The following is a 14,281-nucleotide window of genomic DNA, read 5'->3' on the forward strand; positions in this document are numbered from 1 at the left end:
GCCGCCAGAGAATTTCAGGGTTTACCCAAATTTTTAGCCTGAAAAGAAGGCTTGAACCGCTTTTGCATGCAATGAATGAGGCGTTTATCCGGAATGGTGATCCATGGTTGCAGGACGGCTGAATCGGGTAGTGAATGGCGTGCAGGGAAGTCTCCCGGCCTTGTGAAACACGGGGGGGCGGCGACTGGGACTTGATCTGGCTCAAGACTGTGTGGGGCCCGGGTATTTTTCGTGGATGCCCCTCGGAGAGAACGCTCTATAGTCCCGAATAAGCTTTTGTTATCTGCATGACGGACACCCTTGCGCCTGCGGGCATCGACACTTCGGACAGCCCCCACTACTTGCGCGCGTTGACCGACATGGCTGACCGGCGCACGGTGGTTGCTGACGCAGCCATTTACACCGACAAAGGTATCAAGCTGGTCGAAAAAGGCGCGCGCATCGACAGCCGCCTGTATGACCGCCTGGTGCAGCACAAGCTGCGCGAGCCCATTGACCGCCATCTGTCCATCGAGAATCCCGTGGACGTACCCGCTTTGCTCGCGGCGGGGCAGGCCATGAGCGAACAGGAGGTGCTGCCCAACCTGCTGGCAGAAGCCCTCGGCTCGGCGGCCCGGCTGCTGGCGCCGCTGCGCTCGCTGCCCTTGCCTCCATCCATGGCCTGCAAGCTCACCGTGATGCGCGATCAGCGGCCCGGACTGTTTCAACACAGCCTGCAGATGATGACGGTGGCCGTGTTCCTGGGCATCAAAAGCGGTCTTGCTGAGCGCGACTGCGCCAATCTTGCGGCAGCAGCCTTGCTGCACGATCTGGGGGTGCTGCACATGGATCCGGCCTGGGACGATCCCGACCACAAGGTCGTTGGTGTTCAGCGCAAGCATCTGGTGGCGCACCCCATCACCGCCATGCTCATGATCCGCGATACCCAGGTCTATCCCCGGGCTGTGGATGTGGCGGTGCTGGAACACCACGAGCGCATGGATGGCAGCGGCTACCCGCGTGGCCTGGCCGGTGCAGACATCTCTGTCCTGGGCCGCATCCTGTTGCTGGCCGAGGTGGTGGCGGCGTTCTATGAAAAATACGACGACATGCCCGCGCAGCGCCTGTCGCTGGTGCTGCGGCTGAACCATCGCAAATTTCCATCGGCCCTGGTGGCGCACATCCTGCCCCTGCTGCAGGAAGAAGTCGCCCGGGAATCTGCCCTCATGCCGCTGGGCAACGATGCCTCGCGCCAGATCGATCTGCTGGCCGAAGCTTTTGAATGCTGGGATCAGCTCAAGACCGCACTGCCTCCCGAAACCAGTGTCAAGGCACTGCCGGGAAGCGCCTTTGTGTTCCTCGATGCGCGGCTGCTGGCTTTGCAAAAAGCCTTGCTGGAGGCCGGTTCACACCCTCGGCAGCAGGGTGAACTCATGGCCCAGTTGCAGGGCGATGCCATTGGGATGGCTGAAGTGGCGCTGGTGGGGCGCGAGGCGCTGTGGCAGCTGCAAAGTATTGTGAATGCCAGCTATCGCCGCTGGCCGCAACTGGCAGACCGCGCCACCCCTGCGGATGCAGCGGTGGCGGATTGGTGTGATTGGGCAGTGCGGAAGCTTTGAAAAGGGTGGTCAGCCCACCCGGCTTCGCAGCCAGAACCGATGGTGCATCGCCCAGCCAGCCATGAGCACCGCGAGGACCAGCAGCCCCCATTCAGACAGCGTCGGAATGGATGCTGGCGGCGCGATGCCGATGTGGACCGTGAATGAATCCGCTGTCGGGCCCGTGCCCCAGGTCCAGAGATAGGTGCCCGGTGTGAGCCCCAGGCTGGCCAGCGAGGTCGCAGTCCAGGTGGCCGAGGACGTGAGCGCAGAGCCCGAGACGTAGCCTGCCGGGGCGAAGACGAAACCGGGCATTGTGCTGTCCAGGCCCACCATGTCGCCAGATCCTGCATTCGCCCCGACAGGGCCTCCGCCTCCGAACGCTGGTGGGCCGGATATCCCCAGGTAGGCGTCCACGGTGCCAGCCGTGCCGGTGAAGACCAACCCAGCCGAAGCAATGACCCCGGGGGACAGAGGCCCGCTGCCCGCAGGCGAGAGGGCCCCCAGATTCATGCTGCCACTGCCACTGGCGATCACATTGCCACCGCTTTCAAAAAAGTAGAGCGTATAGGCAGCGAACGTGTTGCCGGACAGGAGCAGCAACAGGGCGACTGCTGCCGATTGGATTGTTTTCATTCAATGGACCCTCTCTTTTTTGTCCTGCCCATTGTAGGGAGCGTGGTGTGCGTTGGCCCAGTTTTATAGAGCCTGGGACGCGTTGCCTCCAAAAGCCCCTCACCCCAAAGTCTTCTCCGCCAGTTGCCCCGGTGCTCGAAATACTGGTTATATTTACAGTATTCATATTGTTCTTCTCGTCTTCGCCATGCCTGCGCTACGCCACTCCCTGGGGGTTGTCGCGTCCGATCTGCCATTGACCGTGCCCGGTGTCTGGCATGCGGACGCATTGGGTGCGGGCCAGTTGCAGGTGCAGTCCACCGGTTATGGTCCTCTGGATGCGCAGTTGCCCGGTGGGGGCTGGCCGGTGGGGGCGTTGAGCGAGGTGCTGCAGCCCCTGGCGGGCCTGCACGAATGGCAGCTGGTGCTGCCTGCCCTGGTACAGGCCACTGCCCCGCGCTCGGGGGCGGTGGTGGTGGTAGCGCCGCCTTGCGAGCCTTTTGGACCGGCGCTGCAGGCCCAGGGCTTGTCAGCCGAGCGGCTGTGTGTGGTGCGGGCCGATGCCGCCGCTGCGCTCTGGGCGGCAGAGCAGGCGTTGCGTTGCCGGGAGGTTCTGGCAGTGATGGCCTGGCTGCCGCAGGTGCAGCCCGCAGCCCTGCGCAGGCTGCAACTGGCAGCAGCGCAGCAACGTCAACTGCTATGGGTGTTTCGCCCGGCCAGTGCTGCGGCGCAGGCCTCACCTGCCTTGCTGCGGCTACAGGTGCAGGGGATGGCCATGCCGGGAGGTGTATGCACAGTCCCCGGGATGCAGGTGCACATTCTCAAGCGCCGGGGGCCGCCCCTGGCGCAAGGGCTGGATCTGCCGGGCTGTCATCCCCGGCTGGCCCAGGTGCTGGCGGCCCAGGCCGGGCGCCGGCGTGCAGCGCAGGTGGATGCTGGTAGCACCTTGGTGGCAGGTCGCCTTGCTGCGGCAGCCAAGGCATCGGGGGCGTTGCCCATGCGCCCTTCATTGGAGCTGCTGGTGCCGTTGGGGGCGGGGCCAGAGGGGAGGGCGCATGCACTGGATCGCGCTGCCATTGCCCTGGTGCGATGAGGCATCCGCACCGCCTGCAGGGGCTGTGCCCACCGCTGCGGCAGGCTGGTGGGCCCTGCGTTTTACCCCGCGTGTGACGCTGGTGGATGCAGAGGCCGTGCTGCTGGAGGTGTCGACCACCGAGCGGCTGTGGGGCGGGCGCGAAGTGCTGCTGGCCCAGGTGCTGCAGGCTTGGGCCTGGGCCGGGGCATCTGCCAGGGGCTCTGCCCCCCCCGCTGCCCAGGTCGCTGGCGAGTGTGGGCCTGCAGGGGAAGGGACGGCGGCGGGCGCACAGCCGACGGGCGCACCCGTGATCTGGGGCAGTGGCCCCACAGCCCTGGTGGCGCAGGCCCGGCTGCGTGTGGCGTTGGCGGGGCTGGCTCTCCCTGCACAGGGGCCGCTGAGCCTGCCTCTACACACACTCACAGCCTTGCGCCCGCATGTGGCCAGCCTGGAGCGCATGGGCTGCCGCACCTGGGGGGCACTGCGGGCGCTGCCCCGCGCCGGGGTGTCGCGGCGTTTTGGTGCGGCGGTGCTGCGGGTGCTGGACCAGGCCGTGGGAGATGCCCCTGAGGCCCACGCCTGGCTGGAGCTGCCCGAGCAGTTTGTGCTGACGGGCGAGTTGCCTGCGCTGGCAGAGTCGGCCGATGCGCTGCTCTGGAGCGCCAGCCGCTGCCTCACGGCCTTGCAAGGCTGGCTGCAAGCGCGGCAGCAGGGCGTGCTGGGCCTGGAGCTGACCTGGCGCCATGACCTGCGGCGCATCGATGGTGTGGCCATCGCCCCCACGCAGGCGCTGCAGGTGCGCACGGCGCAGGCCACGCAGGACATAGGGCATCTGCGGCGCCTGTTGTCTGAAAATCTGGCGCGCACCTCGCTGGCCGCGCCGGTCAATCAGATCACGCTGCGTTTGCTGGAGGCGGCCCCGCTGCCACACCGCAGTGCGAGCCTGCTGCCGCCCGACCATCTGGGCGGCGGAGACCCTGCTGGCGCCCAGGGCGAGGCTTTGCACCAGTTGCTGGAGCGCCTGTCAGCCCGGCTGGGAGAAGACCATGTGCAGGCCCCGGTGCTGCAGGCCGACCACCGCCCCGAATGCATGCAGCAATGGCGCCCGGCGGCCGAGGTGCTGCGCGTGACGGCGGCGGCCTCAAAGCACGCTGCAGCCCGGAATGCCTCCGTCAGTGTTGCCAATACGGCGCTGGATGCAGCTCCCGATGCCCTGCTGCTGCCCACCTGGCTGCTGAACCCGCCCCGGCGGCTGGCGGTGCAGGGCAACCGCCCCTGCCACCACGGCCTGCTGCGACTGTTGGCCGGGCCCCACCGCTTTGAAGCGGGCTGGTGGTCTGCGGCCGGGGAGGGCGCAGGCCCGGCCCCCGGTGAAGGTGCCCTGGCTTTGCGCGACTACTTTGTGGCGCACAACGATGTGGCGGGGCTGGTGTGGGTGTTCCGCGAGCGGCTGGCGCCGGTGCCGTCCGTATCGGACGGCCCCCCAGCCGCCGTGCGGCCCCATCGCTGGTTCCTGCATGGGGTGTTTGGGTGATCTCTGCGGAGGCTCCATGGGCCTGACACCTTCCTCTGCATCGCCTGCACAAGCCACCGTGCTGCCGGGCTATGCCGAGCTGCACTGCCTGTCCAACTTCAGCTTCCAGCGTGGAGCATCGCATCCACAGGAACTCGTGAAGCGCGCGCTGGCGCTGGGCTACCAGGCCCTAGCGCTGACGGACGAATGCTCGGTGGCGGGTGTGGTGCGCGCCTGGGAGGCCGCCAAGGAATGTGGTTTGCACCTCATCGTGGGCAGCGAGTTTTTGTGGGGTGATGACCTGCGGCTGGTGGCCCTGGCGCGCGATGCCGAGGGCTGGGGCAATCTGTGTGAGTTCATCACCGCGGCCCGTGCGGTCGCATCCAAGGGGCAGTACCACGTGGGCCCGCGCAGCCCCTGGGGATTGCTGCAAGGGTGCGAGTTGCTGCTGGCGCCTATCCGGCAATGCTTTGATGCTTCTAATTTGATAGCTGTTAGCGCTTGTCTATCCAGCGCTAGAGGCCAATTTGACTCATATTTTGATGGCCATATCTGGTTGGCGGTCGAACTGCACCTGGCCCCAGACGACAGCCTGTGGCTGGCCACGCTGCAGCGTGTGGGTGCGGCGCTGGGCTTGCCGCTGGTGGCAGCGGGCGATGTGCACATGCACGCCCGTTCGCGCAAGCCGCTGCAGGATGTGATCACCGCCGTACGCCTGGGCCGCAGCGTGGGCGAATGCGGGTTTGCGCTGCAGCCCAATGCCGAGCGCCATCTGCGCCGACGCGTGCGGCTGGCGGGCATCTACCCGCCCGAGTTGCTGGACGCCACGCTCACCGTGGCGGGGCGCTGCACGTTCACCCTGGACGAAATCAAGTACCAGTACCCGCTGGAGACCGTGCCCGCTGGCATGACCCCCGCGCAGGCCCTGGCCTGGCTGGTGCAAGTGGGCGTGCAAGGCGTTTACCCGCAGGGCGCGCCACAGAAGGTGCAGGCGCAGATCCGCAAAGAGCTGGACCTGATCGCACACTGCCAGTACGAGATGTACTTTCTCACGGTGCACGACATCGTGCGCTACGCGCGCAGCCAGGGCATCCTGTGCCAGGGGCGTGGCTCGGCCGCGAATTCGGTGGTCTGCTACATGCTGGGCATCACGGCCGTCCCGCCTGAAAACTCACACCTGCTGTTCGAGCGCTTTATCAGCAAGGAGCGCAAGGAGCCGCCCGACATCGACGTGGACTTCGAGCACGACCGTCGCGAGGAGGTCATCCAGTACATCTACGAAAAATACGGCCGCGAGCGCGCCGCCATCGCGGCCGTGGTTACCACCTACCGCACGCGCAGCGCGCTGCGCGATGTGGGCAAGGCGCTGGGTGTGGCGCCGTCCTTGGTCGATGCCTTTGCCAAGGACCACCACTGGTTTGACGAACAGTTCGCCACCGACCGGTTGCAGGAACTGGCTGAAAGCCTGGGTGCACCGCTTCACCGGCACACGGCCCAGCTGTGGCTGGAACTGGCGGCGGACCTCAAAGGCTTTCCGCGCCACCTGAGCCAGCATGTGGGCGGCTTTGTGCTCACGCAGGGCAAGCTCACGCGCCTGGTGCCCGTGGAGCCCGCGAGCATGGAGCACCGATCGGTCATCCAGTGGGACAAGGACGACCTGGACACCATGGGCCTGCTCAAGGTCGATGTGCTGGCCCTTGGCATGCTCAGCGCGCTGCGCCGCTGCCTGAATTTGCGCGAAGCATTGCGCGGTGAGCGCTGGGACCTCCAGGGCATTCCGCGCGAAGACCCCGCCACCTACGACATGATCTGCGCCGCCGACACCGTGGGCGTGTTCCAGATCGAAAGCCGCGCGCAGATGAGCATGCTGCCGCGCCTGCGGCCGCGCGAGTTCTACGACTTGGTGGTGGAGGTGGCGATTGTGCGGCCCGGGCCTATTCAGGGCGGCATGGTGCATCCCTACCTGCAGGCGCGCGAACGCAGGCGCAGGGGCGAGCCACTGCAATTGGAGAAGCCCGAACTGGAAGCGGCCCTGGCGCGCACGCTGGGCGTGCCGATTTTTCAGGAGCAGGTGATGCAGATCGCCATGGTGGCGGCCGGGTTCTCTGCCGGCATGGCGGACGATCTGCGCCGGTCGATGGCGGCCTGGAAGCGCAAGGGCGGCGTGCACCGGTTCGAGCGCCCACTGGTCGGAGGCATGGAAGCGCGTGGTTACCGTACCGAGTTTGCCCAGGCCATCTTCCAGCAGATGCTGGGCTTTGGCGAATATGGCTTTCCTGAAAGCCACGCCCACAGCTTTGCCTTGCTGGCCTATGCCAGCAGCTGGCTCAAATGCCATGAGCCCGCGTGTTTTCTGGCCGCGCTGCTCAATTCGTTGCCCATGGGTTTTTACACCGCCTCGCAACTGGTGCAGGATGCGCGCCGCCACGGCGTGCGTGTGCTGCCCATCGACGTGACCTGCAGCGACATCGACTGCACGCTGGAGGGCACACCAGAGCCGCTGAGACCGGCGCGGGGGCTGGGCGTGCCGCCACTGCCGCAGCCCGCTGTGCGTCTGGGCTTGCGGCTGGTGGGCAGCCTGCACAAAGATGCTGCCGAACGACTGGTAGAGGCCCGCGCTACAGGCCCTGCCTTTGCCAACACCGAAGACCTGGCCCTGCGCGCACAGCTGAGCCAGCAAGACCTACAGGCGCTCGCTGCAGCCGATGCGCTGGCGGGTCTGTCAGGCCACCGGCGCCAGCAGATGTGGGAGGCGGCCGCGCAGCACACGGCACCGCCCCTGCTGCGCGATGTGCCCGTGCACGAAGCGCCCCTGCAACTGCTCGCCGCGCCCGAGGGCGAAGAGATTCTTTTCGACTACGCCGCCACCGGCCTCACACTGCGCCGCCACCCACTGGCCCTGCTGCGCCCGCGCCTTGCGCGCTGGCGCCTGCAGACCGCCCTGCAGCTGAACACCGTGCCCCATGGCCGCAAGGTGCGCGCCTGCGGCATCGTCACTGTGCGCCAGCGCCCCGGCACGGCCAAAGGCACGATGTTCGTCACGCTGGAGGACGAGACGGGTCCCGTCAACGTGATCGTGTGGCCTGCGCTGGTGGAGACATGGCGCAATGCGCTGCTCAGGTCGCAACTGCTGGCGGTGGAGGGCGTGTGGCAGTGCAGCGTGCCCGAGGGGGAGGGGGGCGCTCTGAAGGCGGCCACGGTAGTGCGCCACCTGGTGGCCCAGCGCTTCAAGGACTTGACACCGCTGCTCGGTCGCATGGCCCAGGCGCTGCAGGGTAGCCGGGACTTTCACTGACCTGCTGAACCGCTTCGGATCATCCTTCTGACTCCCTTGCGGTCACCGCTCCAGCAGATAAGCGTGGGGGTCGATGAAAAACGCTTTTTTGACGCCCTGCGTAGCGCCATCCACCTTCCACGGCGCGGGCAGCATTCGCACGATGGAATAGTGCAGGTGTGGCGGCTTGCCCTGCGCGTTGCCGCTGGCGCCCAGCGTGCCAATCGCCTCCCCAGACGCCACGAAGGAGAAGGCGCCTGTGCCGATCGAGTCCAGGTGCGCAAAGTAATGCAGCCGCCAGCGCGGCCCGAGCACCAGCACCACCTTGCCGCCTTTGGCGATTTCTCCTGTGAACAGCACGACGCCATCCGTAGTGCTCAGCACTGGCGTACCGGTCTTGCCAAAGATGTCGATGCCCTTGTGCACACCCGAGCTGCCCCAGGGTTCGAACCAGAAGGACTTGGAATTCCAGTCTTTTGCGGAGGCCCCGGCCACGGGGATCTGGATGCGCTCCGGCAGTAACAGGCCCGCCACCAGCACGGCCAGCAGGGTGAGGCCCAGAATCTTTGCAATTTTCATGGCGCGATTATTCCGCGCTCGCAATCGTTGCAGTCGCTGTGAATCAGCGCGAAGGGTCTGCCTTGCTGGCGGCCTGCCGTGCAGGCTGCGAGGCCGTGCCGGCTGCCCCCTGGACTCCGGGCTTGACAGGCTGTTGGGCCAGGTTCAGCAGCGGCTTGCAATGGGTGTCGTCGTCTGCTGCCGGCACGGTGATGGGCACCAGGGCCAGCGCGGCGGGGGCCACCACGGCGGCTATCACCGCAGCGCCTGCGCGCAGCAGCAGCGGTCCGGCCTCGACGCCCACATCCGGGTTGCCAAACGTGCCCCTCACATACAGGGGTGAACGCAGCGAAAAGAACTTCCATTGCAAGGATTCGGGCTTGATGCGCAGGTCCAGTGCCTCGGTGCCCAGGTCGATGGTGCCCGTGGCCTCCACCACAGCATCGTCGGTACTCATTTTCACGACGCGGGCGGTTGCCAAGCCATCCACCACCATGAAGTCGGCCACCGCACAGCGCAGGTGCACTTCCTTGTTTTCGCCAAAGAGCTTGCCCACGACGATGCTGCCCACGTTGAGCGCGGCCAGGTCCAGCATCTGCTTGCTCAGCGTGCCCTCGCGCACATACAGGCGCATCTCGCCCGTGCCGTGGCCCAGAAGTACGGCCATGCTGTTGCCGGTGCTCTCCAGGGCAATGGCTCCGTCCATGCGGCCAAAACTTTTCTTCATGAGCTGCACCTTGGGGAACAGGGCCGACAACTGCAGTCCCTGCACGGTGCCGCGTATCTGGGCCTTGAGGGGGGCGCTGCGGCCATCGATGGTGACCTGCGATTCGATCTTGCCTTCTGCCACGCCAAACGTGAGGGGCGCCAGTCTGAGCTGCGCGTTTTCCATTACGGCGCGTGTGCTCAGGTCCTGCAGCGGCAGGCTCTCGGGGCGGATGATGTGGCGGCCCTTGAACACGATGTCCATGTCCATGGCATTCCACCGCTCGGCCGCAAATTGCGAATCCGGCAGCACCTTGCCACCCTGGCTGCGGGTGCGTTGCGTGTTGCCGGACACGCGGGTGCCCAGCGTCGGCCCCAGGTCTGCCAGGCGCAGCTGGTTCGATGTCATGGTGCCGGTGAGCCGGGGGCGCGGTTTGCCCGAGGTGTATTTCAGCGACCCCTGCAGATCACTCTGACCCACCTTGCCGCGAAAATCGTTGTACTCCCACACCGCGCGTTCGGGTTCCAGGCTCCCGGTCAGCCGTCCGCGCGTTTCAAACGCCGGGGTGTTGGGCAGCACCAGCCCGGTCAGGTCGTACAGATCGGCCATGCTGCCGCCTTGGAGGAACACCTGAAAATCCAGCCCCGAGAGCGCCCCGGGGTTGGCCAGCACCCCTTCAGCCGACAGTGCCACGCTGCCCGCGCTGGCATCAATCTGCAGCGGATAGTTCACCACCTTGTTGCGCAGGCTGATGACCTGGCCCGCGCGCCCCTGTCCCTTGATCTGGGCCTTGGCATAGCGGCCCTTCAGTTCAAAGCGCAGGCCATAGGGCATCGCCCCCTGGGAGGATGTGCCGGGGGCCGCGATCGCTGCCGTCGGGGCTGTGCCACTGGCGGCGCTGGCGGAAGCCTTGGCGGCCGGGCTGCCGGGTGGGCTGGGGGGGGCAAAGGGCTCCGTTGTGTCAATGCGTGCCTGCAGGTCCAGGTCTTTCATGCCATCGGCATAGGCCAACACGCCCTGCCTGAGCACGAGCCGGTCTACATCGAAGCTCCACCCGCTCCTGGGGCCGTCCTTGCGCTCAAAGGTCCAGTTGTTGGTGCCATCGGCGGTGCGGGCCAGCGCCACCTGGGGACTGGTGAGTGCCACGGTGTCGATCGACAGGTGCCGCCCTAGCAGCGGCAGCAGGCGCACCGTGGCGATGGCGCTGCCAATGCGGGCCATGGTGGGTGCTTCCGGAAGATCGGCGTTGTCCTTGGGAGGCGGTTTGACATCGGCACGCTGGAAGGGGGGGGTGAACCCCGCCGGCTGGTCCATCACCAGGCGCTCGGCCTGGACAGTGACGCCAGGTATCCATCGTCGCCATCCTTCCTCCTGGGGTTGGGGCCAGTGCCAGGCTGCCGACAATTCGCCCTCAATCGCAAAGTGCCTGCCCGTGGCTTCGCTGACTTTTTCGTTGACCCAGGGTTTTGCACGGTTCCAGTCGATCACGGCCAGCAAGGCGCCGAGCAGCACCAGCAGCGCGGCCACTACACCCAGGGCCACCAGCAACCACCGTGCTACACGTCGACCAACCCCCGAGGCGGGTGCGGGGTGGCCGGTGGACGCGGCAGGGCGGGGAAGATCGGCAGAAGGCGTGGTGGGTGACGGCATGAAGGGTGTATGGGTTATGGCCGCATGCCGCAGAACAGCCATGCTGCACGGGACATGGGTGGGTGCCGCGTTTGCTCATGCGGCACCGGGCCTCCTGGGTTCATGCTAGCCCGCATTGGCGCGCCCAGTGGCAGTGCAGGCGCAACTGCCGCCCTTGTCCTACAGGCGGAAAACGGTGCTGCCGCGCCCTAAAATCCGCGCACCATGCACAACCCCCACCACCCCCACGCCCCGCCCATGCGCGATGGAGTGGGCCCAAGCTGCGTGGTGCTGCCCAGCCAGGGGCAGGGCAGCATGCTGGACTTTCTGGCGCAGCGTCTGCCCGTCGTGACCCGCGACGAATGGCTGCAGCGTATGCAGGCGGGGGATGTGGTGGACGAACGCGGGGAGCCCGTGTCGCCCGGGCGGCCGTTTGAAGGCAGCTTGCGCGTGTACTACTACCGCAGCCTGCCCGCAGAGCCCGCCTTGCCTTTCACAGAAACGGTGCTGTACCAGGACGAGCACCTCGTGGTGGCCGACAAGCCCCATTTCATGCCCGTGACACCGTCGGGCCGCTATCTGCACAACACACTGCTGGTGCGCCTCAAGCGACAGCTGGGGTTGCCTGAACTGTCGCCCCTGCACCGCATCGACCGGGACACGGCGGGGCTGGTGCTGCTGTCGGTGCAGCAGCGCACACGCGGGGCCTACCAGGCGCTGTTCCGTGACAAGCAGATCACCAAACAATACGACGCGATTGCTCCGTGGCGCGAAGACCTCGTGTTTCCCCGCGAACACATGAGCCGCCTGGAGGAAAGCCCTCAGTTCTTTCGCATGCAGGAAGTGCCCGGCGAGCCCAACAGCCACACGCAGATGCAGGTGCGGGAGGTGGCAAGGTCTGGCGCCTGGGCCCGGTACCGTCTCATGCCGATCACCGGCAAACGGCACCAACTGCGCGTACACATGGCAGCGTTGGGCCTGCCCCTGCGCAACGACCCGTTCTATCCAGTGGTCAACGATCCTCCCGAAGGAGACTACTCGCGGCCTCTGCAACTGCTGGCGCGGTCCCTGGAGTTTGCGGACCCGGTGTTGGGCGTGCCGCGGATGTTTGAGAGCAGGCAGCGGCTGAGTCTGGAAGATTAGGGTTTACCACTAGCAATCGCTATTTGCTCGTTGAGGGCGGGGTGGCCCTCATGAAAGCATGGCATTGCTTTGGGTTTTGTTTTTACACACAGATAAGGTAACTTGGTTACCTGTTCTGGGCAGAGGGCCCGGAAACTGCAGAAGAAAACAACAATGAGCCCCACCACCACACACCGTTCCGTCGCGTTCAAGCTGTCGCTTGCGGCGTTACTCAGCCTGCTGCTTGTGCTGCTCATCACCATGGGTATCGTCAGCGCCTTGCTCTGGCAAAACTTTGGACGGCTATCGCGCGGCGATGCCCAGCAATACGCAGCCCAGTTGCGCACCCTGGTGCAGACGTTTGACGAAACCGCGCAAGAGCAGGCCAAACGCGATTTCACCCTGTTCAAGGCCAATTTTCCGGGCAATTTTTCGCTCAGCGAGGCGCCGGGGGCTGACGGCAAGCCCGAGGCCACGCTTGCATTTCAGGGGGTGCCGATCAATGGCGACTTTGAGGTGGTGGATCGGTTTTCCAAAGACAGCATGGGTGCCGTCGCCACCATCTTCGCGCGCACGGGCGACGACTTCATCCGTGTGACCACTTCGCTCAAGAAGCAGGACGGAGACCGCGCCTACAAGACCCTTCTGGATCGCAAGCACCCTGCCTACGAACTGATGAACGAAGGCAAAACCTTCATCGGCCGCGCCAATCTGTTTGGCCGGGAGTACATGACGGTGTATGAACCCATCCGCGAAGGCAACCGCACCATCGGCATCCTGTTCATCGGTTCGGACATCGGCCCCATTCTGGGCAAGCTCAACACCGTGATGGCGGGCCAGAAGCTGTTTGCCACGGGCGCTGTCTACGCGGTCAATATTTCAGCAGGCCCTGCACGGGGCAACATTTTTGGTTTGACGGGCGCCAACGCAGCGCTCAAGGTCGATGAGAAAGTGGATGAGGCCAAGGCCTGGCTTGCTTCACTGTCGGGTATCGAGCAAACCGGCGATTTTGAATCGAGCTGGTCGCCGCGCCGCAGTGGCGACGGTGACACCGCCGCGCGTTATGTGGCGGTGGAGCGCTACAAGCCCTGGAACTGGGCCATAGTGGCCGAGGCGCCGGAGTCTGAAATGATGGGCGAGGCCCGCAGCGTGCTCACTTGGCTGTGGCTGGGTGTGCTGGTGGCGCTGGCACTGCTGACGGTGGTACTGGTGGTGGCCACACGCCGCTTGGTGGGTGCTCCCGTGCAGCAGCTGAGCACCGCGCTGGGTTACCTGGCGCAGGGCGACCTGACCCACGCAGTCACCCTGAAATCCCGCGACGAAATCGGCAGCCTGGCCCAGGCCATGGAAGGCTTTCGTGTCCGCCTGGTCGAAAGCCTGAGCACCGTGCGCACCAGTGCCGAAAGCGTGTCGTCGGCCAGCACCGAAATCGCCCAAGGCAACCAGGACCTGTCGGGCCGCACCGAAAGCCAGGCCAGCTCTCTGGAAGAAACGGCGGCCAGCATGGAGCAGCTGGGTGCCACCATTCGACACAACGCCGACAGCGCCAGCCAGGCCAACCAGCTGGCCGTGGGCGCCAGCCGCGTGGCCGCGCAAGGCGGTGAAGTGGTGTCCAAGGTGGTCAGCACCATGCAGGACATCAACACCAGCAGCCAGAAGATTGCCGACATCATTGGCGTCATCGACGGCATTGCTTTCCAGACCAACATCCTGGCCCTGAACGCTGCGGTTGAAGCCGCTCGTGCTGGCGAGCAAGGCAGGGGCTTTGCCGTGGTGGCTGCTGAAGTGCGCAACCTTGCTCAGCGCACCGCCGCCGAGGCCAAGGCCATCAAAGAACTGATCGGCGCCAGCAGCGCCATGGTGCAGCAGGGCTCGGTGCTGGCCGATCAGGCGGGCACCACGATGCAGGAAGTCGTGAGCTCTATCCAGCGCGTGGCCGACATGGTCTCTGAAATCAGCGCTGCCAGCAGCGAGCAGACCGCTGGTGTGGGCCAGGTGGGAGAGGCAGTGACGCAACTGGACCAGACTACTCAGCAGAATGCCGCCCTGGTGGAAGAAATGGCTGCTGCGGCCAGCAGCCTGCAGACGCAGGCACACCAGATGGTGTCTGCCATTGCGCAGTTCAATCTGGGTGGCGCCAGTGCCAGCCCCGGTGTGCCAAACCGGGCGCGTGGGGGCTCCCGCAACCCGGCAATCTCCGGCTGAACGCTCG

Annotated in this window: 9 protein-coding genes; 6 read left to right on the forward strand and 3 right to left on the reverse strand. The window is 65.7% G+C overall.

All coding sequences use genetic code 11. The features are described from left to right. Positions 1-287: 287 nt before the first annotated feature. The gene (locus AC2YJX_RS00005; RefSeq protein ID WP_487254870.1) at positions 288-1,598 is read left to right on the forward strand and encodes an HD-GYP domain-containing protein; all 1,311 of its coding nucleotides are present in this window, start codon (positions 288-290) and stop codon (positions 1,596-1,598) included. 9 nt (positions 1,599-1,607) lie between these two features. Here AC2YJX_RS00005 and AC2YJX_RS00010 read toward each other — a convergent pair whose 3' ends face one another. Continuing rightward, a complete protein-coding gene (locus AC2YJX_RS00010) occupies positions 1,608-2,213 on the reverse strand; it encodes an IPTL-CTERM sorting domain-containing protein (RefSeq protein WP_487254871.1) in 606 nt (201 codons plus the stop codon). Positions 2,214-2,400: 187 nt separating this feature from the next. On the opposite strand from AC2YJX_RS00010, the gene imuA reads away from it, so the two are divergent. Genes imuA through AC2YJX_RS00025 form a run of 3 tightly spaced genes read left to right on the forward strand, consistent with a single transcriptional unit; the run spans position 2,401 to position 8,075 of the window. Further along, positions 2,401-3,285: a translesion DNA synthesis-associated protein ImuA gene (gene imuA, locus AC2YJX_RS00015; RefSeq protein ID WP_431152878.1), complete on the forward strand. Its 885-nt coding sequence runs from the start codon at positions 2,401-2,403 to the stop codon at positions 3,283-3,285. Continuing rightward, on the forward strand, positions 3,248-4,801 hold the full coding sequence (locus AC2YJX_RS00020; protein ID WP_487254872.1) for a DNA polymerase Y subunit UmuC family protein: 1,554 nt from the start codon (positions 3,248-3,250) through the stop codon (positions 4,799-4,801). The genes imuA and AC2YJX_RS00020 overlap by 38 nt, the downstream gene beginning before the upstream one ends. A gap of 16 nt (positions 4,802-4,817) precedes the next feature. Next, positions 4,818-8,075: an error-prone DNA polymerase gene (locus AC2YJX_RS00025; RefSeq protein WP_487254873.1), complete on the forward strand. Its 3,258-nt coding sequence runs from the start codon at positions 4,818-4,820 to the stop codon at positions 8,073-8,075. A gap of 42 nt (positions 8,076-8,117) precedes the next feature. Here the strand turns inward: AC2YJX_RS00025 and AC2YJX_RS00030 are convergent, their stop codons facing one another. Together AC2YJX_RS00030 and AC2YJX_RS00035 are read right to left on the reverse strand one after the other, a co-directional pair. Beyond that, positions 8,118-8,633: a M23 family metallopeptidase gene (locus tag AC2YJX_RS00030; protein ID WP_487254874.1), complete on the reverse strand. Its 516-nt coding sequence runs from the start codon at positions 8,631-8,633 to the stop codon at positions 8,118-8,120. 43 nt (positions 8,634-8,676) lie between these two features. Continuing rightward, positions 8,677-10,968, reverse strand: a complete 2,292-nt coding sequence (locus AC2YJX_RS00035) for an AsmA family protein (RefSeq protein WP_487254875.1) — start codon at positions 10,966-10,968, stop codon at positions 8,677-8,679. A 204-nt stretch (positions 10,969-11,172) separates the two neighbouring features. Here AC2YJX_RS00035 and AC2YJX_RS00040 point away from each other — a divergent pair, with 204 nt between their 5' ends. Together AC2YJX_RS00040 and AC2YJX_RS00045 are read left to right on the forward strand one after the other, a co-directional pair. Beyond that, a complete protein-coding gene (locus AC2YJX_RS00040) occupies positions 11,173-12,090 on the forward strand; it encodes a pseudouridine synthase (protein WP_487254876.1) in 918 nt (305 codons plus the stop codon). Positions 12,091-12,243: 153 nt separating this feature from the next. Beyond that, entirely contained in the window at positions 12,244-14,274 is a 2,031-nt protein-coding gene (locus AC2YJX_RS00045; protein WP_487254877.1) for a Cache 3/Cache 2 fusion domain-containing protein, read from the forward strand. Positions 14,275-14,281: the final 7 nt, after the last annotated feature.

This window comes from Acidovorax sp. SRI_002, from assembly GCF_057586455.1.

Coding starts and splice junctions, on each gene's coding strand:
- AC2YJX_RS00005 (WP_487254870.1), top strand. CDS start 288: ATGACGGACACCCTTGCGCCTGCGGGCATCGACACTTCGGACAGCCCC.
- AC2YJX_RS00010 (WP_487254871.1), bottom strand. CDS start 2,213: ATGAAAACAATCCAATCGGCAGCAGTCGCCCTGTTGCTGCTCCTGTCC.
- imuA (WP_431152878.1), top strand. CDS start 2,401: ATGCCTGCGCTACGCCACTCCCTGGGGGTTGTCGCGTCCGATCTGCCA.
- AC2YJX_RS00020 (WP_487254872.1), top strand. CDS start 3,248: ATGCACTGGATCGCGCTGCCATTGCCCTGGTGCGATGAGGCATCCGCA.
- AC2YJX_RS00025 (WP_487254873.1), top strand. CDS start 4,818: ATGGGCCTGACACCTTCCTCTGCATCGCCTGCACAAGCCACCGTGCTG.
- AC2YJX_RS00030 (WP_487254874.1), bottom strand. CDS start 8,633: ATGAAAATTGCAAAGATTCTGGGCCTCACCCTGCTGGCCGTGCTGGTG.
- AC2YJX_RS00035 (WP_487254875.1), bottom strand. CDS start 10,968: ATGCCGTCACCCACCACGCCTTCTGCCGATCTTCCCCGCCCTGCCGCG.
- AC2YJX_RS00040 (WP_487254876.1), top strand. CDS start 11,173: ATGCACAACCCCCACCACCCCCACGCCCCGCCCATGCGCGATGGAGTG.
- AC2YJX_RS00045 (WP_487254877.1), top strand. CDS start 12,244: ATGAGCCCCACCACCACACACCGTTCCGTCGCGTTCAAGCTGTCGCTT.